Genomic DNA, 26,433 nt, shown 5'->3' with positions numbered 1-26,433 from the left:
AGCAAATCATTTTGAAACTTTTTTGAGTGACAAAGTCAGGAAAGAGACTGTATCAGAATAGTTATGTGTTAAAATATTATTAATTTGCGTTATTTTTTTTGGTAATTACAAATTATTTATTAAATTTGAAGCAAAATATTGATACAGCGGTATTGATTTGGGGCAAAGGTTGACCCGAACTTATCACTTAAGCCATTTCATAACATATTATTGATAAGCGAAATGGTTTACTTTGTATAACTGCACAGGTTTGACATCTGTCTATTTATCTAAACTATTACTAATAATTAAAAAACAATCAGCCTATGAAAATCAATTTATTTGCAAAAACTATCTTGCTTCTTCTGAGTCTCGTATTAGCCGGATGCTCTGCCGAAGAAAGAACGGAAAATACGGTTACAGATCCGGTAGAAATAGTCCGTAAGGCTATTAGAAATACCCCTCAACAGGATATTGCAAACGCAGACCTTCCCGTATGGCTTTCGGAATTTATAGACAGTAGGGCATCTTACGACATAAGAGATTTGGCAGCAATTAAAGGCAACTGGAAAGGAGAGGACGTATATTATGTGTACGATGAATTCTCCTCGTGTCTAGCATGCTTTACCTTCAATTCAAAAGGTGAGCAATTCGATTGGTCGAAAATTGATACCGAGAAATTTTGGGAATCGGTAACAGACTGGAAATGTATTTAACGTGAGTTCGACGAATTTAGAATATGGCAATTTGTGTGTCAATCGTCCTTTTTACATTGATGCACGGCTTCTTTGGAAAGAAGCAGTATGCCGCCAATGCTGCAAGCATGTTTACGACAAAGTTCCCGAACGACCTGTGCCTTGAATGCTCCACCTGCGCAATGTTCTTCAGCTCATCGTTGACGGTCTCTATGACAGCCCTTTTCCTGAGAAGCAGCTTGTCGGACACGCTCATCAGCGCTCCTTTCATATTGCTCTTCAGCTTCGTTATCAGCTGTATCCCGTCCACAAAAAGCCTTTGGAAGAGCTCTTTCTTTATATACCCTTTGTCTCCGACAAGCTTCCCATATATAAACTCCATAAATGACTTGCATTCAAGCGGTTTCCTGTCATCGACATCTCCGGGTGTGAGCGTAAAGTTAAGGAGCTCACCTTTCTCATTGCATATCAGATGGAGCTTGAACCCGAAGAACCACCCCATCGAGCATTTCCCTCGTGCGGCTATGCCCTTGAAGACCTTATGGATGTGTATACGCTGGTTCCTGCAGACACGCAGAGGCGTGCTGTCAACAAAGCTTATGCCTGTACATTTGCCCAAAAGCACTTTCTTTATGAAGAAGGCAAGCGGGATGGCAACCGTCTTTTGCAGCTCTACGAAACGGTTGTAGGAAACAACTTTTGGAAACAAGTGCCTCATGTGACGGCAGACATGCTCAACATAGAAATGCTTCATGCAGCGGTAGCCGGAGTTGTGGAAAAGTATCACTATCAGCATCACTTCAGCGTCGGAAAGAGTGCTTGCACGGTGATATCTGCGTTTTTTACCGTCGTTAATGGCATGTTTTTCCATATAAATGTTAAAAAACTTGCAGAATTCATCTGCCATAAAGAAAATTTCTGTAATTTTGTCTTCGGTGAACATTGCGGAGATTGTTTGTAATTCTTTGTACTTGAGCACTATAAAGTTACAACAATTTCCGCTATTCACCAAATTTTTCAGACGATTAATTTCGTCGAACTCACGTTATTTATCTAAGAAAAAGAAATATTCATAGTAATTTTGATGATATATGAAACAGTTTTTATTAATCATTTTATTCTCAATGGTTGGCGTTTGTACGTTTAGCCAAAAGGTAAGCAGTACGGATTTTACATATCCCATGAAACCGGGAGATGACAAATGGGAAAAGATGAGTTCGGTTGAAGAACGTATTGCTTCTTTGCAAATACCGGAAAACATTCTCACTAAGATTTCCACAGAAAGACTGTTGGTTATCTGCTTGGAGTTTCCATATTTATCAGATGTTCTATTCTATGATGATTACCAAAAAGGGTTCGAGGCATTAAGGAATGAATTCAACGGTTTTAACGAATTGTTGAGCCGAAAAGATCTCGGGAAATTCGTATTGGCGAAAGGTAAAAATCTTCCTTTGGAATTGGATAAATTATAGTCAAACAGAAATATATTGCAAAAATCCGTAGGCGTAATTATTTGAATATCAACGATAATATTTCAATTATTTTCGCAAATCAATTCTGTTTGACTATAAAAGATAAAAATGAAATAGAAAAAGGCAAAGAGTTATACATTCAAGATAGAAGTGCAATTTCTTGACTGTATATAATACCGTGAGAGTAATAGACCGTTTATAATCTCTGACGCAAAAGAGATGATATGTCTTTTTGCTGTTGCTCAATGATTGCAAGCAAAATCTCACGCTCTTTGTCGTATCTTTCCCTTATTTCATCCACTTTCGCTCTTTGCATTTTCTCTAATCGCCTGATTTCTTCAACGTTTTCATTTTCCGCTGTAAGAATAGCTTCAGAAGTTGCCTGTTCCGGATTATGTTCGGATGTACCAGAACCCACTACTCTTGCATTCTGCATCATTCCACCAGCCAAGAGAGCCTCCCTTTTACTTAGCTGTTCATCCTTTCGGAGAATCCCTTCTTCAACTGCATTTTGCTGCTCAAAACTTCTTATCGAACGATCTGTGATTTTTGTTTCAACAATCCCTCGCCCTCTTCCATCACGCATACCATAACCACCGGTCGGGAGTAGTTGTGCATTATCTGAGGGCATACGTGGTTCAAAATCACATGGCAATCCATCTTCGTCCACAAAAAAATCAGCTAATGGTGTATTGTAATAGTTACAAAACCTCAACATGGCAGTAACATGAACCGGAACTTTTCCACTAAGCCATTTATTTAGTGACGTGTAATCAGAGCAGCCTAATGCTTCCAGCAAATCTTTCTTCTGAAGGTGATGGCTCTGCATGAATTCTTGCAAATAAGCATAATTATAACTATAATTCATTTTCTATGTTTTTATTATGTTAAACAAATAATTTCTATAAATTCCACTCTTATTATTAATGTTTTATTCAATATTGTCACACTTAATTTTATAAATCCACTGCAAAGATAGTTGTTTTTACAATATAAAACAAAATAACAAATAGATGTTTAATGTAATTCAACAACAATACTACTATAAAACCACAACACAACCATAGTTTTAATTTGTTTTCGCATCTTAATTTATGTACAAAAAGTAATTCTACAAGTATTTCACTAAAAACAAAGATTTTAATCTTAATATAACCAATCAAATGACGTGAATTCGATAAATTTTCAACTATCCTGCGAAACAAAAACAAGACATCATTGTTATAAAAACAACAAGTGGCAGGAAAAAGTTCTTTCCTGTCACTTGTTGTTTTTATATATAATACATATATTATGCCATGGCGACATAACAGATTTCGAATTAATGCAAAACAATTAACAACATTCAGTCAGACTATTACGCATCGGTATGAAATGCTCCACTTTACCAAATACCGTCTATCCCTGTTATGCTGCGACTCGCACATTATACTATTAGATTATAGCCCTACCCTACCGCTTCTATACCGTTATCACCTGCAGTTCATTTGTCAGATGTGAGTTTTCAAAAACCTTCTGTGCCTCCTCCAGCAATACAGACTCCTCACGCTCATAACGCGCACTGTAATGACCAAGGAGCAACTTTCCAACGTTCGCATCACGGGCAACCATCGCTGCCTGACGGGCAGTGGAATGGCAGTATTTCTCAGCATTCTCCATCATGTCCTCGGAATATGTCGCCTCATGGTAGAGGACATCCACGCCGGAAACTATCTTGTGAAGCTCGGGAAGATACTTCGTGTCCGAACAGTAAGCATACGTCCGAGGCTTGTCGGCAGGAGTGACAAGGCGCGCATTCTCAATCACAGTGCCGTCCTCCATAGTCCAATCGGCACCGGACTTTATGTTGTTAATCTGCGAGACAGGGATTTTATAGAAGTCAATCATGTCACGGCGTATATGCGGCAGTCCCGGTTTCTCGCGGAAGAGGAAGCCTGAGCACGGCACACGGTGACATAACGGAATGGATTCCACGGTAAGGCTCCGGTCGTCATATATGACCTGATGCTTCGTTGTGTCAACAGCATGGAAGACAAGGTCATAACCCAAATCCTTGCAGAAGAGCCTTTTCTGCATCATCAGATACTCCTCCATGGCGGCAGGAGCATAGATATGCAGCGGTGCTGTCCTGCCAAGAAGCCCGAAAGTGGAGACCATTCCTATCAGTCCGAAGCAATGGTCGCCGTGCATGTGGGAAATGAACACCGCTTGTATCTTTGTGAACGCGACACGCGTCTTCCGCAATTGCAGTTGAGTGCCTTCTGCACAATCGACCATGAAAACCTTTCCCCTTACCTCCACCACCTGTGAAGAGGGGAAATGCTGCAGTCGCGGTGTCGCAGAACCGCAGCCCAAAATATGTATCTTAAAAGGTTCCATTACTATTTCTTCTGTTTTGGCATGGCTTTTTTCTGCCGTTTGTAGACAAAAATGCCCTTGCTGCTCTCCAATTCCAATGAGTCTGCGCCAAGCGTCACGACATCAAAAGAGTCGCGTCCCATAAGAAGGCGGCCGTTATGTATTTTCCACGCTGTATACGGATTAGCCTCACTCTGCATTGTTGACAATACTTCTCCTCCGTCAACTATCTCAAAATTACGGTCAAGACCTGTCCATTTGCCCTCAAGGGTAGTAAGGTTGACAACGACAGAAGCACTTTTCTCACCGTCCAGTTCTGTAACAATGACAGCCAGTTTGTCGCCGCTGAGCAGGCCTCCCTTAACTGTTTCCACGTCTGATTCTTCCGTATCGAGCAGCAGATTAAGAGTGTCACCGTCATTTGTTATCAACTCAAGGTTGTGCATCGTCGTGCCCTCGCCGCAGACACCATAAACGGTAGTGTCCTGCTCTTCCACACAAACGCTGTCAGCAGTAGCCTCCGACGAACTTGTCTTTTTATCGTTGCATGCTGTTGTCAACAGACCGGCAACCAGCAATGCCACAAACAGATATGTCAGTTTTTTCATGATTATAAAAATGTTGTAATATTAATATAATGTCCAATAATGCCAAATCCATGCCCTGAAGAGTCAGGCATCACGAAACAGTTCGTTCCGAGCTTTTAGCCTCTTCCCAAAGTTCATCCATTTCTGCAAGTGTCATGTCCTTAAGTTCCTTGCCCATTTCCTTCGCCTTCGCCTCCACATAATTGAAACGGTGCGTGAATTTCCGGTTTGTCTTCTCAAGGGCTGTGTCCGGATTAAGGTGATAAAGTCGCGCAGCATTGACGACAGCGAAGATAAAGTCCCCCAACTCATTGAGTGCCTTTTCCTTATCGCCTGATTCCAATTCCGCCTTCAGCTCTCCTATTTCCTCATAGACCTTGTCCCAAACTTGCTCACGCTCCTCCCAATCGAAACCGACATTGCGAGCCTTGTCCTGTATGCGGTAAGCCTTTATCAGCGAAGGAAGAGAGACCGGAACACCCGAAAGGACGGTCTTATTTCCACCTTTTTCCTTCTGCTTGACACGCTCCCACAACTTGCTGACATCGTCGCTTGTCTCCGCCTGTTGTTCGCCATAAATGTGGGGATGGCGGAAAATCAGTTTGTCAGCCTCCTTGTTGCAGACATCAGCAATGTCAAAATCGCCTTTCTCGCTGCCAAGCATGCTGTAAAAGACAATGTGCTCCATCACATCGCCAAGTTCCTTTACGATTTCTTTCTTGTCATCCTTCATCAAAGCGTCGCAAAGCTCATAAGCCTCCTCTATGGTATGAGGGCGCAATGATTCGTTGGTCTGCTTCCTGTCCCATGGGCATTTTTCCCGAAGGGTTTCCTGCACGTCAAGCAGCCTTCCGAACGCCTCAAGTTTTTCCTCACGTGTATGCATATTCTTAATTTATATATTAATTGTTAGATTTCTATACGTTAACTGACAGTTTTCATGTGTGCCGGGCTTCTCATCCAACCACTTTTCCAATAAAGCGTCAAATGGAATTTACCGTTGCCGGCAATACGAGATGTACCCTTCCGCACACGGTGTGTCAGGAAGCACGATACAAAAGTACATATAAAATTCCAAAAACTTGCACACTAACAAAAAATAAGTACAAAAAAATTCTTTTCTTACCAAAATAATGAGTAATTTTGTAGCGAAATTATGTAAATATCATATGGATTGGCTAATAAACTTATTCACCAGCACTGAGTCTGTTGCGCATATAGCATTGCTTTACGCGTTAGTCATTGCTGTTGGTGTTTATCTTGGAAAAATCAAATTCGGAGGAATCGCTCTTGGAGTGACATTTGTGTTGTTTGCCGGCATTGCTGCCGGGCATTTCGGATTCACAGCCCCTACTCCTATTCTGACATTCGTGCAGGATTTCGGTCTCATTCTGTTTGTGTTCATGATTGGTTTGCAGGTGGGACCGGGCTTTTTTGAAAGTTTCAGAGAGGGAGGAGTGAAGATGAATCTTATGGCAACAAGTATCATAATCCTGAACATCGCTGTGATGTTCGGCTGCTATTATGCATTCTTTGACACAAGCAACCCTGAAAATCTGCCCATGCTCATAGGCACACTCTATGGTGCTGTGACAAACACTCCGGGACTCGGTGCCGCAAACGAGGTATTGTCTTCTGTATTTGCCGAAGGAGCAGCGCCTCCAATAGCAAACGGTTATGCTTGTGCGTACCCTCTTGGCGTTGTCGGTATCATAGGCGCAACAATTGCCATACGCTTCATTACACGTACAAGACTTGACAAAGAGGAAGAGGCATTGGAGATGCAGGACGAGGGAAATGCAGCAAAGAAGCCACACCTCATGCACCTCCTTGTGCGCAATTCATATATCTGTGGACGCACTATCCTTGAAATCCATGATTTCATGAAGCGCGACTTTGTATTCTCACGCATACTCCGTGGCAGCGAACTGATAATCCCGAAGCGAGACACCACACTTGAATTTGGAGACAAGATTTACTGTGTCTGCGCGGAAGCCGACGCGGAAGCCATCATCGCCTTTGTCGGAGAACGCACAGAAGTGCTGGAGTTCAAGGAGCAGGAAGAGAAAAAGCAGATGATAAGCAAGCGTATCCTTGTCACAAAGCCGGAAATCAACGGCAAGACGTTGGCAAAGATGCATTTCTCAAGTGTCTATGGCGTGAACGTGACCCGTGTCACACGACAGGGAATGGACCTCTTTGCTTCAAGCAACCTCGCACTCCAAGTAGGTGACAGGGTGATGGTTGTCGGCGAGAAGACACATGTGGAACGTGTCAGCACTATCCTCGGAAACTCCATAAAGCGTCTTGACCACCCGAACATTGCAACGATATTTATCGGCATAATGGTTGGCATCCTCTTTGGAAGCATACCATTTGCCATCCCAAACATACCGGTGCCACTGAAACTGGGTATTGCAGGCGGTCCGCTTATCATAGCAATCCTAATCGGAAGGTTCGGCCATAAGTTCCATTTGGTAACCTACACCACCACGTCGGCGAACCTTATGCTGCGTGAAGTCGGACTCGTGCTTTTCCTCTCAAGTGTAGGAATAAAAGCCGGAGCGAACTTTGTGAACACTGTTGTTGCAGGTGACGGACTCTTGTATGTCCTGTCAGGATTCCTAATCACCGTAATACCTATATTGATTATAGGAACAATAGCGCGTATGAGATACCAACTGAACTATTTCACCATAATGGGTATGATAGCTGGCTCATATACAGACCCACCGGCACTCGCTTATGCGAACTCTGTATGTTCAAAAGAAGTTCCTGCCATAGGTTACTCCACAGTTTACCCTCTGACTATGTTCCTGCGCATTTTCACAGCCCAACTGGTAATAATCCTATGCTGTGGATAATGCAGGCAGATATATAATAACGTAAGAACCAAACTATTGCATTTCCAAAAGTCATACAGACCGTAACTTTGAAAACTAACAGATAAGAACAAAAAAAACGCAAATAAACTAATGAAAAAAATCGGATTACTGCTTGCCATACTTGCATGCATATCACCGGATATCTTTGCCCAAGGCGCGAAGAATATCAAAATAAATGAGGTGATGACAGACAATGAGTCCAGCATCGTAGACGAGTTCGGGAATCATAAGGCGTGGATAGAGTTGTGCAACGCATCATTCACAACAGTCAACATCCGTGGGATGTACATCACAACAGACAAGTCGGTACTGAACAAAGACCTCAGTGCACCGCAACGTCAGGCACTCATGTCATTAATTCCTAACGGAGACGAGGGCACATTGCTGTCAGGCAACCAGCACTTCATCCTGTACTGCAATGGAAATCCCAAAGATGGCTCACGCCACATCACAGCCAAGATTACGGAAGGAGAACCTGTTTGGGTAGCACTTTATGATGGCAACGGTGTGGAGCTTATCGACTCTGTCACAGTCCCGGCACTAGCAGACAACCAATCATATGCACGTGAGAAAGACGGCAGCGCAAATTGGGTCGTGCGTGATTCCAAGAATGCCACACCGGGTATTGCCAACACACCAAACATCAATAACAAAATAGCACGCACAAAGGCAGAAGACCCACACGGATTTGCAATAACAATACTTGCTATGGGCACTGTGTTCTCATGTCTTGCACTGCTGTTCGTATTTTTCCGTGTGCTGGGGCTTATCATGGATCATATCAATACGACAAAGAAAATTGCAAATGCATATCCTCTCAAGCCTGTGACAAGCACTATCACCACAACAGCAAAAATCGGTGCTGAGGTGCTTGATACAACAGGAAAACTGATGAAGGACGGTCTGAAGCTCAAAGGCATTGACAAGAAAGTCTATATAGCTGTCATTGCAATGGCTATCAAACAATATGAAGATGATGTCCATGATGTTGAGTCCGGCATCATATCCATCAAGCCAAAGAACACTACATGGAATGCTCCTAAGTTCAATAATGAAATAAAGAAATAAAAAAAGGTTCAAACATAAAAAAATACAACCAGAAAACAATATATTATGGCTACATACCAATATACAGTTGAGGGTACCGACTACGAAGTAGACATCCTCGAAGTTCAAGACAAAGTGGCAAAAGTCACTGTTAACGGAGTAGAATTTGAAGTGGAATTGAAGCGTGCCCTTAAACCTACCACACGCCCAATCCAACAAGTGCAAGCTGCGCCTAAAGCCACAACTCCGGCAGCAGCTCCACAGCCTAAACCTGTAATGCCTGCCGGTGCTGGTCAGCATGTCCTCGCTCCACTGCCAGGAACAATCAACGAGATAAAGGTCCAAGTCGGAGACACTGTGAAGCAAGGTGACACAGTCCTTATCCTTGAAGCCATGAAGATGCAGAATAATATAGAGGCTGAATATGATGGGCAAGTTACAGCAGTCCTTGTAAAAGTGGGCGATACTGTTATGGAAGGTGCTCCACTCATAACTATTGGATAATGGCTAACCGTTAAGAAAAAAAAGAATCATGGAAACATTTCTGAATTTCCTTAAAGGCAATTTCTTCGATTTCCTTACATACACAGGCTTTGCAAATGCTGAAATAGGAAACCTGATTATGATAGCTGTCGGAGCTGCCTGTATCTGGCTTGCCATAAAGAAAGACTTTGAGCCACTGTTGCTCGTTCCTATAGGACTTGGCATCATTCTGGGAAACATTCCTTTCAAAGCTGATGCCGGACTTGAGATTGGTCTTTATGAGGATAACTCTGTACTGAACATCTTCTATCAAGGTGTAAGGCAGGGATGGTATCCTCCATTGGTATTCCTTGGCATTGGTGCTATGACTGATTTCACTGCACTCATAGCTAATCCTAAGCTCGTACTTATTGGAGCTGCAGCACAATTCGGCATCTTTGGTGCATACATGACAGCGCTTGCCCTTGGCTTCGAGCCTAACCAAGCAGCAGGCATCGCCATTATCGGTGGTGCCGATGGTCCTACGGCAATATTCCTAAGTTCAAAACTGTGTCCAAACCTTATGGGAGCAATTGCTGTCTGTGCTTACTCTTACATGGCTCTTGTGCCTGTAATACAGCCACCTTTGATGCGCCTCCTCACAACAAAGAAAGAGCGTGTCATCAAGATGAAAGCCGGCCGTGAGGTATCACAGACAGAACGCATCCTCTTCCCTATCATCGGCCTCCTCATCACTACATTCATAGTGCCTTCAGGTATGCCTCTTCTTGGAATGTTGTTCTTTGGAAACCTATTGAAAGAATCAGGCAAGACAACACGCCTTGCAAAGACAGCAGGCTCATCACTCAATGACATCATTGTGATGTTGCTCGGTCTTACAGTAGGTTGCTCAACACAAGCCAGTGAGTTCCTCACAATGAACACTATCTTCATCTTCGTGCTTGGTGCTTGCGCTTTCGTTGTTGCTACATGTTCAGGTGTGCTCTTCGTTAAGTTTATGAACTTGTTCCTTCCAGAACACAAGAAGCTGAATCCGCTTATCGGCAACGCGGGTGTATCGGCAGTTCCTATGTCAGCGCGCATTTCCAATAACCTTGGACTTGAGTATGACCGCAAGAACTTCCTCCTTATGCACGCAATGGGTCCAAACGTTGCCGGTGTCATAGGATCTGCAGTTGCTGCGGGTGCACTGCTCGGATTCCTGTCGTAAACGTTACAACACATTAACTGATTTTGTGAAACAACTTATGAAGCAAAATATATTCCGTGGTCTTGGCATAGCCCTGATTACTCCATTTACAGAAACGGGAGATATAGATTTCCATGCGCTGAAGAGACTTGTAGAGTACCAAATTGGCAATGGTGCAGATTTCCTCTGCATCCTTGCCACAACAGGAGAGACACCTTGTCTGACCAAACAAGAACGCCTTGATGTACAGCATTTCATAGTGAACCTTGTCAACGGACGCATCCCCGTAGTCATTGGTTGCGGAGGAAACAATACAGCCGCTATCGTTGAAGAACTGCAAACAGGAGATTTCAAAGGCATTGACGGAATACTTAGTGTTTGCCCTTACTACAACAAACCATCACAAGAAGGTCTTTTCCAACATTTCAAAGCCATCGCTAATGCCACAAAGCTCCCAGTCATATTATATAATGTGCCGGGACGCACAGGTATAAACATGCAGGCTGAGACAACAGTACGACTCGCAAAAGCATGCGAAAACATTGTGGCAATAAAAGAAGCAAGCGGCAATCTTGAACAAGTGGATGAGATTCTGAAGAACAAGCCTGATGGTTTTGCAGTACTTTCCGGCGACGACTCATTGACATATCCGATGATAGCATGCGGAGCCGAGGGAGTAATCTCTGTCATCGGAAACGCTCTGCCAAAAGAGTTCTCACGAATGATTCGCCTTGAGAAGCGTGGCGAGTTTGAAGCAGCTTTGAAGATACACCATAAGTTTACGGACTTGTATTCTCTGCTCTTTGTCGACGGTAATCCTGCCGGCGTAAAGGCATTGCTTAATGAGATGGGATTCATCAACAATGTACTTCGCCTGCCACTTGTCCCAACACGTGTGCAGACTGTACAGAAGATGTCACAAATTCTCAAAGACCTGAAACTTTAATAACACATTGATGAAAAGAGTCCTTTTTATAGACCGCGACGGCACACTCATACATGAGCCTGCCGACGAACAGATAGACGCCTTTGACAAACTGAGATTTGTCAAAGGTGTTTTCAAAAATCTGAGTTTCATACGCCAACATCTCGATTTTGAGTTTGTCATGGTCAGCAACCAAGATGGCCTTGGAACAGACTCATTCCCTGAGGAGACTTTCTGGCCTGTACATAATTTCATCCTTCAAACACTTGAAGGAGAGGGGGTGGTGTTCGACAACATCCTCATAGACCGCCATTTCCCGGAAGACAACCACCCATGCCGTAAACCGGGCACAGGTATGCTTACGGAATATATAAAAGACTCAAATCTGAATCCGCAATATAATACCATTCTGTCCGAGAACATCACAACCGATTCCGCTGCCACAGAGAACAAAGAACCGAAATACGACCTCATCAACAGCTATGTCATCGGAGACCGCGAGACAGACCGTCAGCTTGCAGAGAACATCGGGTGCAAAGCTCTCATCATCGGTGAGGACATGACATGGGACAAAATCACAGAAATCCTCTTTGCCGGGGAACGTATTGCGGAAATCAAACGCACGACAAAGGAGACAGACATCTACGTGCGTATGAACCTCGATGGCAAAGGTACATGTGACATAAACACCGGTCTCGGATTTTTTGACCACATGCTGGAGCAGATTGGCAAACACGGCATGATAGACCTTACCATTCACACAAAAGGTGACCTTGAAGTTGACGAGCACCATACGATAGAAGACACTGCCATCGTCATAGGCGAATGCCTCGCTGAAGCCCTTGGCAACAAGCGCGGAATAGAACGCTACGGCTATTGTCTGCCTATGGATGACTGTCTGTGCTCCGTTGCACTTGATTTCGGTGGACGACCATGGCTTGTATGGGACGCGGAGTTCAACCGTGAGAAAGTAGGAGAAATGCCTACCGAAATGTTCCTCCATTTCTTCAAATCCCTTTCCGACGCTGCAAAAATGAACCTCAACATCAAGGCTGAAGGGCAGAATGAGCACCACAAGATTGAAGGAATCTTCAAAGCATTTGCCCATGCATTGAAAATGGCAGTGAAACGCGACATCTACAAATTCGAACTTCCTTCAACAAAAGGAATGCTCTAACGCACTAACACTGACAAGAATATTCCGCAGCACATTCCGCGCACCACGATCCAAAACAACACAGAAACAGCCTTTCCATGATAGAAATCTCACACGCAAAGGTCAATAACCTCAAGGACATTTCTATAAATATCCCAAGAGACAAATTCATCGTAATAGCCGGAGTGTCAGGCTCCGGCAAATCATCCCTTGCCTTCGACACACTGTATGCCGAAGGACAGCGGCGCTATGTCGAGTCTCTGTCAAGCTACGCCCGACAGTTTCTGGGCAGAATGCCTAAACCTGAGTGTGATTACATAAAGGGCTTGCCACCGGCAATCGCCATTGAGCAGAAGGTCATCTCACGCAACCCACGCTCCACAGTAGGCACAAACACAGAAATCTATGAGTACATGCGCCTGCTCTTCGCACGTATCGGCAGAACATTCTCCCCAGTCTCCGGACAGGAAGTAAAGAAGCATTCCGTCGAAGACCTTGTCGAGTGCATGCTCTCCTATCAGCGAGGAACAAAATTCATCATCACCGCCCCACTCCATGTGCCAGAGGGAAGAACCATTGAACGCCAACTGGAGATGTCTGTGCAAGCCGGCTATGCACGCCTGTATTACCAAGGCGAAATACTGCGCATTGATGAACTTGGCGACAAAGTCAGCACCATAAAAGCCGATGAAGCCCACATTCTCATCGACAGAATGAGTGTGGATGACAGCAAAGAGACAATCTCCCGCCTCTATGACTCTGCCGAAACAGCATTCTATGAAGGACATGGAATGTGCCGCCTGATATTCATGCCGGCAATGATTGAGCATGAGTTCTCCACAAAATTCGAGGCAGACGGCGTAACATTCGAAGAGCCTTCCGCCAACCTTTTCGCCTTCAACTCACCGGTAGGAGCCTGCCCCTCTTGCGAAGGCTTTGGCAAAGTCGTAGGCATTGACGAGAAACTCGTCATCCCAAATCCCTCATTATCTGTCTATGACGGTTGCGTACAGTGCTGGCACGGAGAAAAGATGAAGGTCTGGAAAGAAGAGTTCTGCCGTCGTGCCGAGAAAGACAATTTCCCTATTTTCGAGCCTTATTTCTCTCTTTCACAAGAACATAAGGACTGGCTTTGGCACGGTCTGCCGTCAGAAGAAGGAATGGACATGCACGAGAAAGTCTCCATCGATGAGTTTTTCCGTATGCTCAAAGATAACCAGTACAAGATTCAGTACCGTGTGATGCTGGCACGCTACCGTGGCAAAACCGTCTGCCCGGAATGTAGAGGGACGCGATTGAAGAAAGAAGCCGGATACGTCAAAGTCTGTGGCAAGACCATCATGCAACTCATCGAAATGCCTATCAGCGACTTGCAGGACTGGTTCCGCAACATACAGCTCAACGAACACGAGCAGGCTATCGCCAAACGATTGCTGCCGGAGATAAACTCACGCCTGCAATTCCTCATGGATGTCGGCTTGGGCTACCTCACTCTCAACCGACCTTCCAACACATTGTCCGGAGGAGAAAGCCAAAGAATCAATCTCTGCACAAACCTTGGCTCTTCCCTTGTAGGCTCACTTTACATTCTTGATGAGCCGTCCATAGGTCTTCACCCACGTGACACAGACAGACTTATAAAGGTCTTGCGCCAATTGCAGGCTATTGGCAACACCGTCGTTGTAGTAGAACACGACGAGGAAATCATGCGTGCCGCCGACTATCTCGTGGACATTGGTCCGGATGCCGGAAGACATGGAGGTGAGGTTGTCTTTGAGGGTGATATGGAAGAGATAGCACGACTTACCGAGAATGACATAAAAAAATACTCAAAAAGCCATACTGTCGAGTATCTCACACACACCGAAACTATCCCTACCCCGGCAAGCCGCCGTCAATGGAACCATCATATCACAATCAAAAGCCCGTTGATGAATAATCTGAAAGGCACAGATGTCAAAATACCGCTGAACTGCATGACCGTAATCACAGGCGTTTCAGGCTCAGGAAAATCATCTCTGATAAAGGGCATACTATATCCCGCCATGAAGAGACATCTTGGGGAAGTCAGCGATGCACCGGGAGAATACGGAGGACTGGAAGGCGATTTGAAAGCCATAAAGCATATTGAGTTTGTCGACCAGAACCCTATCGGCAAATCAACACGCTCCAATCCGGCGACATACGTCAAAGCCTACGATGCCATCCGCCAATGGATGGCAGACATGCCATTGTCAAAACAGATGGGATTCACACCACAGCATTTCTCCTTCAATACCGAAGGCGGACGCTGCGAGGAGTGCAAGGGAGCGGGCACAATCACCGTTGAGATGCAGTTCATGGCCGACCTTGAACTGGAGTGTGAGGCATGCCATGGCAAACGGTTCAAGCATGACATCCTTGAGGTAAGGTATAAGGACAAGAACATCCATGACATTCTGGAAATGACCATCAACCAGGCAATAGAATTCTTCTCCGAAGACACTCTCGCCAAGACAATCGTCAACCGCCTGAAGCCACTGCAGGATGTCGGACTCGGATACATCAAACTCGGACAGAGTTCATCCACACTGTCAGGAGGCGAGAACCAACGTGTCAAACTCGGTTATTTCATCGGGCAGGAGAAACAGGCTCCGACACTCTTCATCTTTGACGAACCGACCACCGGTCTACATTTCCATGACATCAAACGCCTGCTTGCAGCCTTTGACGCACTCATCAAGCGTGGACATTCCGTGCTTATCATTGAGCATAACCTCGATGTCATAAAATGCGCCGATCACATCATCGACCTCGGACCTGAAGGCGGTCACAAAGGTGGAAATATTGTCTGCACAGGCACACCGGAAGAAATTGTGAAATGCGAGAAAAGCCTTACAGGACAATTCCTGAAGGACAAACTCTGATAACAAGATAAAGAAACAAGCGCAGCACTATCCTGCCGACACACAACAAAACATGAAAGAACTCCTTTTTGTCTTCATTGGCGGCGGCACAGGCTCTGTCCTGCGCTTCATTGCATCGGTCCTATGGCAGCACATCGCCCTGCATCCGCGGTTTGCAGGCACAGTGATGCCATGGCCGACACTCATTGTCAATGTCATAGGTTGCTTCCTCATCTCCCTTTTCTACAAATATTCCGAACAATGGGGACTAAGCAATGAGATGCGCCTGCTGCTCACCACCGGGCTATGTGGCGGCTTCACGACATTCTCAACCTTCTCCTACGAAGGTCTGATACTGCTCCGCGAAGGATATGCCGGCACATATTTTCTCTACATAGCACTGAGCATTATCCTCGGAATCCTTGCCGCCCTCTTGCCGTTTGCGATTAAATAAAGATGAGTTGTGCTATAATGTTATACAACTAATCAGTTAATCTATGAGGTTGTTTTAACTAATTATCTTTGAGACATTTTTAACGAACATAACTAATAAATCGCTGTCTCATTGAAGCAGCACAATCCGTTTTATTATGTTGGATTATTCACAATTGTATGCTATGAAGAGGTCATTTCTTTTTTTATTTTTTTGTTTGTTTGCCATAACGACCTGTGGTCAGGTAAAATTTGGAGAGCAACCTGAGCACATTAATGCAGAATGGGTTAAGGCAAATTATACTAAGCGTGAAGTCATGATTAAGATGCGTGATGGCATTAATTTGTTTACTGCTATTTACGAACCGAATGACAAGTCGGTCAAGCATCCTATACTTATGCAACGCACTTGCTACAGCGTAAGTCCCTATGGCAAAGAGAATTTCGCAGATATATGGAAGTCTGCAAAGACCTATGTCGAGAATGGCTACATCCTCGTCTTTCAGGACGTCCGTGGCAAGAACATGAGCGACGGCGAATATGAGAATATCCGTCCGTTCATTGAAAACAAGTCCTTGAAGAAAAAGAAAGGCAAAAAGATTGACACCGACGAGGCCAGCGACACTTACGACACAGCGGAATGGCTCGTCAAGAACACCAATAACAATGGCAACATCGGCGTTTATGGCATGAGCTATCCGGGGTTTTATGCAACCATGGCTGCCCTCAGCGGACACCCTGCCATCAAGGCCGTTTCACCCCAGGCTCCTGTAACTGACTGGTTCCGAGGTGACGATGTCCACCACAACGGTGCTTTCTTCATTATGGATATGTACAATTTCCTGTTCTGGTTTGAGAAGGCGATGACCAAGCAGGCGCACCAAAAAGGGTTTGACGGTAGCAGTATCAGAACAACGGAGACATTGGTGAAGAATGATGTCTATACGGATTATCTCCGCATGGGTGCGGTGAAGAATTTCAGTGCCACTTACGGTGACAGCATTGTAAGCTGGAACGAGGTGATGAACCATCCTAATCTTGACGAATATTGGGAGTCGCATAATGTCTCTCTGCATTGCCACGACGTAAAGCCAGCCGTAATGGTTGTCGGAGGATTGTTCGATGCGGTGTGTTGCTATGGAGCCTTCCGCACCTATGAGGCTATCCGCGAGCAGTCACCGGCAACGGAACTTTATCTTGTGGAAGGACCGTGGGCACATGGCGGTTGGATTAATAGTGCGCGCGAATATTTCGGCAATGTACGTTTTGCTTCCAATATGACTTCAGAGTGGTATCATAAGAATATCGAATATCCTTTCTTTGCATATTATCTTGAGGGTAAAGGAGAAAAACCTGCCCCGGGAGCCAAGGTCTATGACACCGGAACTTGCCGGTGGAAGCATTATCCTGACGGCTGGAACAATAAAGCAGAGACTACACCTTATTACCTTGCTGCCAATGGTGAACTTATTACCGAGAAACCTTTGGTACAAGACTTCAAGACGTATATTTCTGACCCGAACAAACCAGTCCCCTATCAGATGACACCAAGCAAGAGACGCACAACAACATATATGCTCGACGACCAGCGTTTTGCTTCTCAGCGTCCAGATGTTTTGGTTTATCAGACAGAGCCACTCACCTCGGAACTTGTCCTTGAAGGGGAAGTTGAGGTAAATCTTGAAGTAAGCATTTCTACTACAGATGCCGATTTCGTGGTTAAAGTTATAGACGTATTTCCTGAGGATTTCGCATATAATCAAAATGACAACCTGCCTCCCCAGCGTAGTAATGAATATCCCATGAGCGGATACCAGATGCTTGTGCGTGGAGACATTATGCGTGGAAAGTATCGCGAGAGTTTTGCCGAGCCTGTGCCTTTCGTCCCCAGAGAGAAAACCACGGTAAAGTATAGGCTTCCAAGTCTTTGCCACACTTTCAAACCAGGTCACCGTCTGATGATTCAAGTGCAGTCATCATGGTTCCCATTGGCTGACCGCAATCCGCAGAAGTTCTGTGATATTTATCATTGTGATGATTCCGACTTCCAGTCTTCACAAATCAAAATCTTCAACACATCAAGTGTTTGTTTGCCTGTAAAGAAATGATGCATTGCAAGTAAATCACCGGCACCGGGAAGATGAGCGAAACGCTCACCTCCCCGGTGCCGGTGATTGTAATCAGGACTCCGTGCCAAAGTTTACCCCAAACCTAATGACCGATTGGAGTTAAACAAAAAGGAACAACTTGTTTCTTATTTAGCCAACATAAAAAAGCAACATCATTCTTGCCATGGCGTCAGTGTCAGCCAGCCATCGGCTGTCCAGTTGATGCGTTTTTTCACAAGGATTGGCATCCCGTTTTTTTCCACGCTGTAGCCATGACAGATGAACAAGTCGGCAGGAAGTTCAGGCAGATGATATGCCGCACAGTGCCCCATCGCCTCATATCCCTTCTTATCACCTTCAAGTATCAGATTGCCACCACCTTCACGCATATCCTTCCCCTCCTTGTCAAGATAAGGACCGCAGACATTCTTGCTCCTGCCCACGACTACCCGATAGTTGCTTTTGATGCCCCGGCAACAATAGTCCCAGCTCACAAAAAGATAGTAATAATCGCCATGCTTCATGATGAAAGGAGCCTCAACAGCGTTGACACCCGCATACTTTGATGTGGGATTAGGCTCTGCCGATATTCCTCCCACAGCATGGCGGCGGGCAATAGTCTGCGGCTTCGCACCTTTCTTCACATGCAGCGTCTTCTTGTCAAGCTGTACCATCTGTATGCCGTCCCAAAAAGAACCCCATGTCATCCAAGGATTGCCTTTCTTATCGATGATGAAGTTTGGGTCAATCGCATTCCAATTGTCACGCTTGCCCTTTGAGGCGATTATGCATCCTTCATCTTTCCAACCGCCCTTATCTGCAAGCGAAGTGTTGCTCAGCAAACCGATGACGGAAGTGTTCTTGCCAAAGGTTGAGCAAGAATAAGCCAGATACCATTTACCACGATAGTTGATGACATCAGGTGCCCATATATGGTTTTCAAATCTGGGCACACTATCGTGTGTCCAAGCCGGAATATCCTTATCATTCAGCACTCCCTCCTTGCTGATTGTCCAGCGCTTGAGGTCAGTAGAAGTCATCTGCGTGATTCCATGGCCTGTACAAAAGAGATAATACTTGCCCCCCTCGTAAGCCATTACGGGGTCATGAACGGCAGGATTTTCCACTATGACAAGTTGGCTGTCCTTCTTGTCTTGTGCCGTGGCATGGCTTCCCTCGTTTGCCATGGGAGCAGCAATCAACATTGCAGCCCCCAAAAGTATATGTGATATATTCATCTTCATGCGTAATTTATTCATTGACAAGTTTATAGCCATTCACAGAATCCTGAGACAGCAAGGCTTATCAAAGATAGTTATAGTCTTTTTATTATAATATGGTCTTATCTATAATTGACAATCATCAAAAGAGGCATCCTTATACGAAAGTTCCCTGAGAGATGATTGTAAACGTATTTTGCAAAGGTAATAATTTTTTCCGAAATAATCGCAAAATAATTACGTTTTACCATAACTGTAGCATCTTCTCATCTTTTTTGTAAAACAGACTTTGCAGAACCTCCAAACAGTTATACCACAACCGCAAAAACGCAAGTAACTTGATAGATTACGAAAGGTAACGTTTCACCATACAAAAGGTAACGCTTTACATGGTCAAAGGTAACACTTTACATGGTGAAGTGTTACCTTTTATCACGCCCTCCGTTACCCTTTGATTTACAACAAGATACATTCCCATAGAACTTACAACATGTAGGATCATTGGAAATGAGCCATAACCTGCTCTAATAACTAATTCGCGCATCATCACGGCAATATTATGACCGATGGACAAAAATTTGGCATTTTCATACAGCCATTACGCATTTTTTATCATTTTTTCTTGCTGAAACTCTTAATTATTCATATCGTTGCCCACAAAACAACAGATATGCACCACGAAAAGTGCATATAACACATACTTATGCACCGTCCAAGGTGCATATTACCACAAAACTTGCTTTGTACAACCTCTATTTCCCCTTTATCACCATGAATCCAAGAGCACCCTCCTGTAGGCTTATAGTAATGGTACTTCCTGTGCGCACACGGTTGTAGCGCTTCAGTGTCACCGGCATTTCTTTCAGACTTCCGTCCGCAAGGCGCACCTTCAGATAGTAACTGTGCGACTTGCGCCCGGAACGGTAATAACGCCGCCCAACCCTATGGCCTGTGGTGCGCTCATTATGCTTCTTCTCCTCAACCGTAACTTCCTCCTGATGCACAGTGCTCTCATCGGCAAGAAACCAGTTTCCGCCTAAGAATAAGAAATAAGCCATACAGCCAATAACAAATATGTGGCACAAGAAACCGAATGTCTTATCCTCACCCACAAGCCATGACCAATGACGACCAAGCAACGGCAGTGTAGCCACAGTCACGAATACGGCAAAAACCACCGGTGTCCACCACTCCACAAGCGTCTTCTCATAATAAACGTAGCCCAAAACGCCCAAGAACAAAACGACGCACATCACCGTACAGCGGAATACGTAAACAAGATTTTTCTTCATAATAAGCAGTTTATACAAATCATTTACAAAAGTACAAAAAAATCCATAATCAACTGAAAAATCTATACATTTATTTAATGTCATCCCCATGATTACCGCTATTTTTATACACAAATTAAAATAAATCTCTGATTTGATGCCATAATCAAAGAAAAAACATTACCTTTGCAGAAGATAAGTAGCACCTCGGCAATTCAGAGCAAGCTCTATTTGCGCTCGGTTTGCATTATCTTTGCACCATACTTTATAAACCTAAATAAAATTAAGGAATAAAAATGAAGAAACTTGTAATGAAATGCGCCATGGCGGTATTCTGCACAGCGCTTGCAACGCCTGCAATGGCGCAATTCAACCTTAAGAAAGCCATCGGCGGCGCAACAAAAGTTGCTCAGGCTGCCACACTCTCTGACGCACAGATGGCTGCTTATGTCAAGGAGTACATCGACTGGATGGACACTCACAACAAGGTGTGTGACGCCAATGACCCTTACACTATCCGTCTCAACAAACTCACCGAAGGCCTGAAGGATGCTGACGGCATACCTCTTAACTTCAAGGTCTACTATGTCATTGATGTCAACGCCTTCGCATGTGCCGACGGCAGTGTACGCGTGTTCTCATCACTCATGGACATCATGACCGATGAAGAGCTTCTCGGAGTTATCGGACATGAAGTCGGACACGTGGCACACCGTGACTCAAAGAAAGGTTTCCGCACAGCATTGCTAACCTCCGCACTTAAGGACGGTATCTCCTCAAGCAACGGAACAGCGGCAGCCCTCACAGAATCACAGCTTGGCTCTCTCGGCGAGGCTCTCGTCAACTCCACATATTCACAGAAGCAGGAGAAGGCTGCCGATGACTATGGATATGAGTTCCTTAAGAAAGCCGGCAAGAATCCTTGGGCCATGGCTTACTCTTTCCGCCGTCTGAAGCAGATGCAGGAGGAAGCAGGAGCAAAGAAAGACAGCAAAATCAACCAGCTGTTCTCTACCCACCCTGACCTTGACATGCGCATCAAGCGTATGGAAGAGCGTGCCACATCAGAAGGCATCGCAAAGCCTGAGAACACAAAGAAATAAGAATTTCTTAGGAAATCAATCAAATAAAGAAAACAAAATTTGGCAGTGTAGTGAGCATACGACACTGCCAAATTTTTATAATACCTCTCAGTACTTATCCATTAAACAAAATATCCCTCAAAATATTTTATTTATAGCTCCCACAGTTATAAGAGGCAAAAGAGTTAGTCAAGAATACCTGCAAAGGCAAAGCAGCTTCTTGTTTCTTTGAATTACTGGAGAAACAATTCATTATTTTGCCTTTATCATTTCATACGGACAATGGAGATGGCGTTAAGGAATGTCTTATTTTGGCGTGGGACAAAACTGATGGACAAACCATTGTCATCACAGACGGTAACACAGAGCTTCTTGTCGATGGCAGTGCCCTGTGGTGCTTCGTCAACAGCAGAGAATGCAGGAAGCACTGTCCGCCCATTGACTACTATGTCGAAGACATCGGCGGATGTGTCAACAGAAGGGTTATCGCCTGAGGACAGTTCATAGATGAGTTTGCCGGACTGTGGGGAAAGGTCGGCAAAGCGAAGAGTAACCTCATACTCGCCACGTGGCACATCTGCCCTGAATTCCTGAATGCCAACACGCTGCGTCTGATAAAGTGGGTCAAGGTCGGTCTGAAGGATGTTGACACTTGCTGACGGCGAATTGCCGTTGCGTCGTGACTGTTTGAAGTCCTGTCCGCCAACATATCCCCATGAATGCGGGCGGTAAGGTTGCTCCGCCATCCATGTTGTCTGTGTTTTGAAATCAGTGAACGTGCGATTTGTGCCAAGGAGGCAATGGAGTGCGGTGAAGGATTGGTCTATTTCGTAAGGGATTCCTTCAACGAACATTTCCCGTATTGCCGTCTGACCTGATACAGCCGACTGTGCTAACAGCACGTTTCTTCCCCGACTGAGAGGGACATTAGTTTGTGCCATGCCTTCTTTCACAGGCAGAGTTGCCACAAGGCGACCATTGTGGAAGAGCTTAACTTCCGATTGGTTGGTAAAGATTTTCACCTGATGGTTGACATTTCCCTCTGCCGACAGCTGCGCCATCATGCGTGTCTGTTCAGCATTGGCGAATGCTATGAACGGTTCGCCATGATAGAAATTTGCCTTATAAAGCCAATATGTGTTCTTTGGCTGACGGTCAAGCGTGACAATTCCTTTGGGATTGACATGCGGTATTGCGTCTTTTCGCGGTTCGGCATAAAACTCATTAAGATTCCAGAGGTTTGCTCCACAGACAATATCACGCGAAAGAATGTCATGCAAATAGGACTCATGGTACAAGTCGGCATACTCCACACTGAAGTCAAACCGCTCAGGTTGTGTGGAATGTATGCGACGGTCATTGTCAGCCCCGTATTCGGAAACGATTATCGGCACTGACGGATAGCGTTCATGGAAAGAGTCAAGGAAGCGTCCGAAATCAGAGAATTTCCCTCCATACCAGCCACTGTAAAGATTCCAGCCAATCAAGTCCGGAACAGTAATAAGTCCGGCTTTTTCGTATGCTTCGACAGAACCATGGCAAGGAAGCATCGTCTTTCTGTCAGGGTCAAGCGCATGGGAAAGCGAATCTATGGAGTGTGCAAAGCCATTGAGAGTCTTCAGGTACTGCTCCCTGTCACCGGGAACACCGCTAAGCAAGACTTCGTTCATGTATGCCCAAATCATCACAGAAGGATGATTGAAACTCTGCTTTATCATCTCCTCCTGCATGACCAATGAATTATGCAGGAATTCCTCTGACGGAGTTATGCAGTTGTTGCCGGGAGTCTCCACCGAGGCGATTATGCCAAGCCGGTCGCACAGAGCGAGGACATGAGGGTCCTGCGGATAATGGGAGACACGCAGGAAATTCGCACCCATATCCTTTATAAGCCGCAAATCCTGATGATGATATTCATCGGTGACCGCCCAGCCACGACCGGCATAACTCTGGTGGCGGTTAGTGCCAATGAGCTTCACATGACGGCCGTTAAGAAAGAAACCTTTCTCAGCATCAAAAGAGAACCAGCGCAAACCGAAATTATCCATAAGACGGTCAGTGACCTGTCCCTTTGAATCCAACACCGTTGCCACAACCTTGTAAAGATTAGGGGCTTCCGTATCCCAAAGCACAGGCGAGGCTATGGAAAGCGAAGCCTTCACTTTGGCATTGACAGCGGAAGGAGCAAGAGTGGCACGCTTGCGCAGTGTGGTAACAAGAGTTCCGTCCGGAGCAAACACATCGTATTGGACAGTGAGCTTCCGGCGGTCGGCAGTAGTATTGTTGAGCAGCAGTTCAAACTCAACATCTGCATTTTCGGCACTGACAGAGGGAGTGCGGACATACATGCCCTCTGAAGCTGCATCCAACGGCGAGATGTGTACAGGGTTCTCTATCAGCAGATAAGCATCACGATAGACACCACCAAAGAAGGTGAAGTCAGCGGAAAGCGGCGGAATGTTCTCATCATGGGCATTGGTAAGAGCTATCTCAAAACGGTTCTTTCCGGGATGCAGATAGCGTGTAATGTCAAAGCAAAACCGAGTATATCCACCACGGTGAATGCCAGCCTCATGCCCATTGACCTTCAGTGTAAGCACTTGATTGGCTCCCTCGAAATAAACATATACGCACTTGCCCTTGAGTTGTTCCTCTGCAATGGTTATGTCCTTGGCATAATGTCCCATGCCGCGAAAGTAGCCCGGCTCATCATCCATGGCATCGGCAGCATTCCATGTGTGAGGGAAATTCACGTATGCAGGCTTTGGCCGTGCTTCGGAATGAAATTGCCAACCACTGTTGATACTGATTTTTTCAGACGCTTTCATTGGTAGGACGGCAAGCAGAGAGAGTGCCAATATATATAAATAATGTCTCATTGTTTAAGGTTTTAATTGTACAAACCGGAGATTATTTTGCAAATGGGTCGCCTTTGGGACTTTGGCTGGCGACAAAGCGGAACGCATTGGTGATAAGCAGATTCTGAGTTGCGTCCGAAAAGCCTCTGTTGCCATGTCCCATGTTTAGATAAACCATGCGGTAGCGAGTGTTTGACCATACAATCGGGAAATCTCCTCGCAAGACAACATCTTTGATGCCAAAAGGATAATTGTCAGGCAATATGGAGACAAGCACCTGCACATCAGGGTCAAGACGAGGGCTTGGCTGCCATTGGTAGAACTCACTGGCAGGCACCACAAACTTCTCGGGAAGATTCTTGGTAATCGGATGCCTGTCAGTGTCGCACACTACGAGTGCTGGCTGTGGCGGCCAGTTGTTGCAAAGGAAACTGCCACAACCAAGAAACTCATTGAACCACTGCCAACCGGTGTCCTCATTGTTGAAAGCAGAAGCATGGAAGCCCAGCCAGCCTCCACCATTCTCCATGTATCGTTGGAATGCCTCACGCTCACCGATGCCCGGCAGAGCATTGAGCATGATAATCATGTCATACTGCTGCATCTTTTCAAGAGTGTAACCGGAAAGACTTTCCGCAACATCATACAAGAAACCTTCTCCGTAAGACAAGCGATGAAAGAACTCAAGAGCTTGCTTGTCAAACTCAACATGGGCAGGCTCGGCATGAGGGTCATAAACGAAAAGCGCACGGAAGCGTGGCTCACGGGCATAACGTGCAGGATAGTCAGAGTGGCTTTTGTCAAGCAATTGTTCCTTGACTGTAAGGCGAAGACTGCCTTTGGCATTATCGCCGGCATAATCCCAATACATTCCTCCAAGAAGACCATTGTCAAGAATGTATTGGCACTTCAAGGCAATGGAACGAGGATTGTCGTAACCGCAGATAAGATTGCCGTCAGCATCGGCAAGATAAGGGACTTTCGCCACATTATCCCATTTCTCCACAGAATTACCTTTGGCAGAGTCAATGTTCTTGTAATCAAGAAAGTCACCGACATATTTCTTTCCACGACCATAGAACGGCATTCCCATTACAAGTTTGTCTGCCGGCACACCGGCTTTGAGGTGTGCCTTTATCGCACGGTCGGCAGTCATCCCACCACTGTTCTTTGAATCGAAGAGCGCAGCATGATGTTTCGGTGCTACCTCCATATCGTAAGACATAACGTTGACGAAATCAACGTATGGCAGAATGGCATGGAAATCAATGTATTCGGCAGAAGCCACCGTGGCAAGTGTCAGCAGCTTTTCCTTGCCGATAGCCTGACGGATGTCGCTCATAAGCAGCGAGAAATTCCGAGTATCGTCAGGCGAAGCTGATATGCCAGCGGCGTTGCTGGTAGGATATTCCCAATCAATGTCTATGCCGTCAAGGGAATAATCATCGACCGTACGGCGGCAGTCATCCGCGAACGCCTTGCGTGTTTCCTCATTTGCAGCCATCTCACTGAAACGGCCGCTGCCCCACCCTCCTACGGACAGCAATATGAGGAGCTGCGGATTCTTACCTTTCAGGCTTACGATTGACTTCAGGCGTTTCGGATTGTCAATGGTTACAGAGCGGAAATCCGTACCCACATGCCCAAAGGCATAATTAATATGTGTCATGCACGACGGATCGGGCATGACATCACTCCAAGATGTTACGTAGGCAACAACTACTTTGCTCTCTGCTGCCCACGCATTGAAAGCGAGGAGCAGCAGAGTAAGCATAGAAAAAAATCGTCTTAACATTTGCTT

21 protein-coding genes are annotated in these 26,433 nt (G+C 45.3%); 12 read left to right on the top strand and 9 right to left on the bottom strand.

All coding sequences use genetic code 11. The features are described from left to right. The first annotated feature begins 305 nt into the window (after nt 1–305). On the top strand, nt 306–695 hold the full coding sequence (locus tag HPS57_RS06060) for a hypothetical protein (protein ID WP_172181194.1): 390 nt from the start codon (nt 306–308) through the stop codon (nt 693–695). Nucleotides 696–711: 16 nt separating this feature from the next. Here the strand turns inward: HPS57_RS06060 and HPS57_RS06055 are convergent, their stop codons facing one another. After that, the gene (locus HPS57_RS06055) at nt 712–1,617 is read right to left on the bottom strand and encodes an IS982 family transposase (protein ID WP_172181192.1); all 906 of its coding nucleotides are present in this window, start codon (nt 1,615–1,617) and stop codon (nt 712–714) included. A gap of 148 nt (nt 1,618–1,765) precedes the next feature. On the opposite strand from HPS57_RS06055, the gene HPS57_RS06050 reads away from it, so the two are divergent. After that, complete coding sequence (locus tag HPS57_RS06050; protein ID WP_172181190.1) at nt 1,766–2,146, top strand: hypothetical protein; 381 nt, start codon at nt 1,766–1,768, stop codon at nt 2,144–2,146. A gap of 196 nt (nt 2,147–2,342) precedes the next feature. On the opposite strand, the gene HPS57_RS06045 is transcribed toward HPS57_RS06050, so the two are convergent. The 4 genes from HPS57_RS06045 to mazG all read right to left on the bottom strand — a co-directional run bounded on the left by HPS57_RS06045 (nt 2,343) and on the right by mazG (nt 5,977). Then, entirely contained in the window at nt 2,343–3,014 is a 672-nt protein-coding gene (locus tag HPS57_RS06045; RefSeq protein WP_172181188.1) for a helix-turn-helix domain-containing protein, read from the bottom strand. A 593-nt stretch (nt 3,015–3,607) separates the two neighbouring features. Beyond that, on the bottom strand, nt 3,608–4,525 hold the full coding sequence (locus HPS57_RS06040; RefSeq protein WP_172181186.1) for a ribonuclease Z: 918 nt from the start codon (nt 4,523–4,525) through the stop codon (nt 3,608–3,610). Nucleotides 4,526–4,527: 2 nt separating this feature from the next. Beyond that, nucleotides 4,528–5,112 (bottom strand): lipocalin-like domain-containing protein, encoded by a 585-nt coding sequence (locus tag HPS57_RS06035; RefSeq protein WP_172181184.1) that lies wholly within the window; start codon nt 5,110–5,112, stop codon nt 4,528–4,530. A gap of 70 nt (nt 5,113–5,182) precedes the next feature. Then, complete coding sequence (mazG, locus tag HPS57_RS06030) at nt 5,183–5,977, bottom strand: nucleoside triphosphate pyrophosphohydrolase (protein ID WP_172181182.1); 795 nt, start codon at nt 5,975–5,977, stop codon at nt 5,183–5,185. Between the two features lie 283 nt (nt 5,978–6,260). Between mazG and HPS57_RS06025 the strand changes: the two genes are divergently transcribed. The 9 genes from HPS57_RS06025 to HPS57_RS05985 all read left to right on the top strand — a co-directional run bounded on the left by HPS57_RS06025 (nt 6,261) and on the right by HPS57_RS05985 (nt 18,201). After that, a complete protein-coding gene (locus HPS57_RS06025; RefSeq protein WP_172181180.1) occupies nt 6,261–7,955 on the top strand; it encodes a putative transporter in 1,695 nt (564 codons plus the stop codon). A gap of 111 nt (nt 7,956–8,066) precedes the next feature. Beyond that, the gene (locus HPS57_RS06020) at nt 8,067–9,044 is read left to right on the top strand and encodes an OadG family transporter subunit (RefSeq protein WP_172181178.1); all 978 of its coding nucleotides are present in this window, start codon (nt 8,067–8,069) and stop codon (nt 9,042–9,044) included. A gap of 45 nt (nt 9,045–9,089) precedes the next feature. Next, nucleotides 9,090–9,527, top strand: a complete 438-nt coding sequence (locus HPS57_RS06015; protein WP_172181176.1) for an acetyl-CoA carboxylase biotin carboxyl carrier protein — start codon at nt 9,090–9,092, stop codon at nt 9,525–9,527. Nucleotides 9,528–9,555: 28 nt separating this feature from the next. Next, a complete protein-coding gene (locus HPS57_RS06010; RefSeq protein WP_172181174.1) occupies nt 9,556–10,716 on the top strand; it encodes a sodium ion-translocating decarboxylase subunit beta in 1,161 nt (386 codons plus the stop codon). Nucleotides 10,717–10,753: 37 nt separating this feature from the next. Next, entirely contained in the window at nt 10,754–11,641 is an 888-nt protein-coding gene (gene dapA / locus HPS57_RS06005) for a 4-hydroxy-tetrahydrodipicolinate synthase (RefSeq protein ID WP_172181172.1), read from the top strand. 10 nt (nt 11,642–11,651) lie between these two features. Beyond that, entirely contained in the window at nt 11,652–12,797 is a 1,146-nt protein-coding gene (gene hisB, locus HPS57_RS06000; protein ID WP_172181170.1) for an imidazoleglycerol-phosphate dehydratase HisB, read from the top strand. 77 nt (nt 12,798–12,874) lie between these two features. Then, nucleotides 12,875–15,682, top strand: a complete 2,808-nt coding sequence (gene uvrA, locus HPS57_RS05995) for an excinuclease ABC subunit UvrA (protein ID WP_172181168.1) — start codon at nt 12,875–12,877, stop codon at nt 15,680–15,682. A gap of 52 nt (nt 15,683–15,734) precedes the next feature. Then, nucleotides 15,735–16,115, top strand: coding sequence for a fluoride efflux transporter CrcB (gene crcB, locus HPS57_RS05990; protein ID WP_172181166.1), 381 nt, complete (start codon nt 15,735–15,737; stop codon nt 16,113–16,115). A gap of 295 nt (nt 16,116–16,410) precedes the next feature. After that, a complete protein-coding gene (locus HPS57_RS05985; protein ID WP_216653382.1) occupies nt 16,411–18,201 on the top strand; it encodes a CocE/NonD family hydrolase in 1,791 nt (596 codons plus the stop codon). 173 nt (nt 18,202–18,374) lie between these two features. On the opposite strand, the gene HPS57_RS05980 is transcribed toward HPS57_RS05985, so the two are convergent. Together HPS57_RS05980 and HPS57_RS05975 are read right to left on the bottom strand one after the other, a co-directional pair. Beyond that, complete coding sequence (locus HPS57_RS05980; protein ID WP_253946486.1) at nt 18,375–19,388, bottom strand: family 43 glycosylhydrolase; 1,014 nt, start codon at nt 19,386–19,388, stop codon at nt 18,375–18,377. Nucleotides 19,389–20,173: 785 nt separating this feature from the next. Next, nucleotides 20,174–20,713: a hypothetical protein gene (locus HPS57_RS05975; protein WP_172181162.1), complete on the bottom strand. Its 540-nt coding sequence runs from the start codon at nt 20,711–20,713 to the stop codon at nt 20,174–20,176. A 275-nt stretch (nt 20,714–20,988) separates the two neighbouring features. Here HPS57_RS05975 and HPS57_RS05970 point away from each other — a divergent pair, with 275 nt between their 5' ends. Continuing rightward, nucleotides 20,989–21,795 carry a M48 family metallopeptidase gene (locus HPS57_RS05970; protein ID WP_172181160.1) on the top strand — a complete coding sequence of 269 codons (807 nt, stop codon included), beginning with the start codon at nt 20,989–20,991 and terminating at the stop codon, nt 21,793–21,795. Nucleotides 21,796–22,040: 245 nt separating this feature from the next. Here HPS57_RS05970 and HPS57_RS05965 read toward each other — a convergent pair whose 3' ends face one another. Next, nucleotides 22,041–24,653 carry a glycoside hydrolase family 2 TIM barrel-domain containing protein gene (locus tag HPS57_RS05965; RefSeq protein ID WP_172181158.1) on the bottom strand — a complete coding sequence of 871 codons (2,613 nt, stop codon included), beginning with the start codon at nt 24,651–24,653 and terminating at the stop codon, nt 22,041–22,043. Between the two features lie 31 nt (nt 24,654–24,684). After that, nucleotides 24,685–26,427 carry a glycosyl hydrolase family 18 protein gene (locus tag HPS57_RS14320; RefSeq protein WP_253946476.1) on the bottom strand — a complete coding sequence of 581 codons (1,743 nt, stop codon included), beginning with the start codon at nt 26,425–26,427 and terminating at the stop codon, nt 24,685–24,687. Nucleotides 26,428–26,433: the final 6 nt, after the last annotated feature.

The sequence above is a fragment of the Palleniella intestinalis genome (assembly GCF_013166595.1).
GTDB classification, from domain to species: domain Bacteria; phylum Bacteroidota; class Bacteroidia; order Bacteroidales; family Bacteroidaceae; genus Prevotella; species Prevotella intestinalis.
The sequence above is the reverse complement of the archived record's forward strand: the minus strand, read 5'-3'. Positions and strand labels throughout refer to the sequence as shown.

Excerpts from the sequence above, each read along its gene's own strand:
- HPS57_RS06060 (WP_172181194.1), top strand. The coding sequence starts at position 306 with ATGAAAATCAATTTATTTGCAAAAACTATCTTGCTTCTTCTGAGTCTC.
- HPS57_RS06055 (WP_172181192.1), bottom strand. The coding sequence starts at position 1,617 with ATGTTCACCGAAGACAAAATTACAGAAATTTTCTTTATGGCAGATGAA.
- HPS57_RS06050 (WP_172181190.1), top strand. The coding sequence starts at position 1,766 with ATGAAACAGTTTTTATTAATCATTTTATTCTCAATGGTTGGCGTTTGT.
- HPS57_RS06045 (WP_172181188.1), bottom strand. The coding sequence starts at position 3,014 with ATGAATTATAGTTATAATTATGCTTATTTGCAAGAATTCATGCAGAGC.
- HPS57_RS06040 (WP_172181186.1), bottom strand. The coding sequence starts at position 4,525 with ATGGAACCTTTTAAGATACATATTTTGGGCTGCGGTTCTGCGACACCG.
- HPS57_RS06035 (WP_172181184.1), bottom strand. The coding sequence starts at position 5,112 with ATGAAAAAACTGACATATCTGTTTGTGGCATTGCTGGTTGCCGGTCTG.
- mazG (WP_172181182.1), bottom strand. The coding sequence starts at position 5,977 with ATGCATACACGTGAGGAAAAACTTGAGGCGTTCGGAAGGCTGCTTGAC.
- HPS57_RS06025 (WP_172181180.1), top strand. The coding sequence starts at position 6,261 with ATGGATTGGCTAATAAACTTATTCACCAGCACTGAGTCTGTTGCGCAT.
- HPS57_RS06020 (WP_172181178.1), top strand. The coding sequence starts at position 8,067 with ATGAAAAAAATCGGATTACTGCTTGCCATACTTGCATGCATATCACCG.
- HPS57_RS06015 (WP_172181176.1), top strand. The coding sequence starts at position 9,090 with ATGGCTACATACCAATATACAGTTGAGGGTACCGACTACGAAGTAGAC.
- HPS57_RS06010 (WP_172181174.1), top strand. The coding sequence starts at position 9,556 with ATGGAAACATTTCTGAATTTCCTTAAAGGCAATTTCTTCGATTTCCTT.
- dapA (WP_172181172.1), top strand. The coding sequence starts at position 10,754 with ATGAAGCAAAATATATTCCGTGGTCTTGGCATAGCCCTGATTACTCCA.
- hisB (WP_172181170.1), top strand. The coding sequence starts at position 11,652 with ATGAAAAGAGTCCTTTTTATAGACCGCGACGGCACACTCATACATGAG.
- uvrA (WP_172181168.1), top strand. The coding sequence starts at position 12,875 with ATGATAGAAATCTCACACGCAAAGGTCAATAACCTCAAGGACATTTCT.
- crcB (WP_172181166.1), top strand. The coding sequence starts at position 15,735 with ATGAAAGAACTCCTTTTTGTCTTCATTGGCGGCGGCACAGGCTCTGTC.
- HPS57_RS05985 (WP_216653382.1), top strand. The coding sequence starts at position 16,411 with ATGATTAAGATGCGTGATGGCATTAATTTGTTTACTGCTATTTACGAA.
- HPS57_RS05980 (WP_253946486.1), bottom strand. The coding sequence starts at position 19,388 with ATGGCAAACGAGGGAAGCCATGCCACGGCACAAGACAAGAAGGACAGC.
- HPS57_RS05975 (WP_172181162.1), bottom strand. The coding sequence starts at position 20,713 with ATGAAGAAAAATCTTGTTTACGTATTCCGCTGTACGGTGATGTGCGTC.
- HPS57_RS05970 (WP_172181160.1), top strand. The coding sequence starts at position 20,989 with ATGAAGAAACTTGTAATGAAATGCGCCATGGCGGTATTCTGCACAGCG.
- HPS57_RS05965 (WP_172181158.1), bottom strand. The coding sequence starts at position 24,653 with ATGAGACATTATTTATATATATTGGCACTCTCTCTGCTTGCCGTCCTA.
- HPS57_RS14320 (WP_253946476.1), bottom strand. The coding sequence starts at position 26,427 with ATGTTAAGACGATTTTTTTCTATGCTTACTCTGCTGCTCCTCGCTTTC.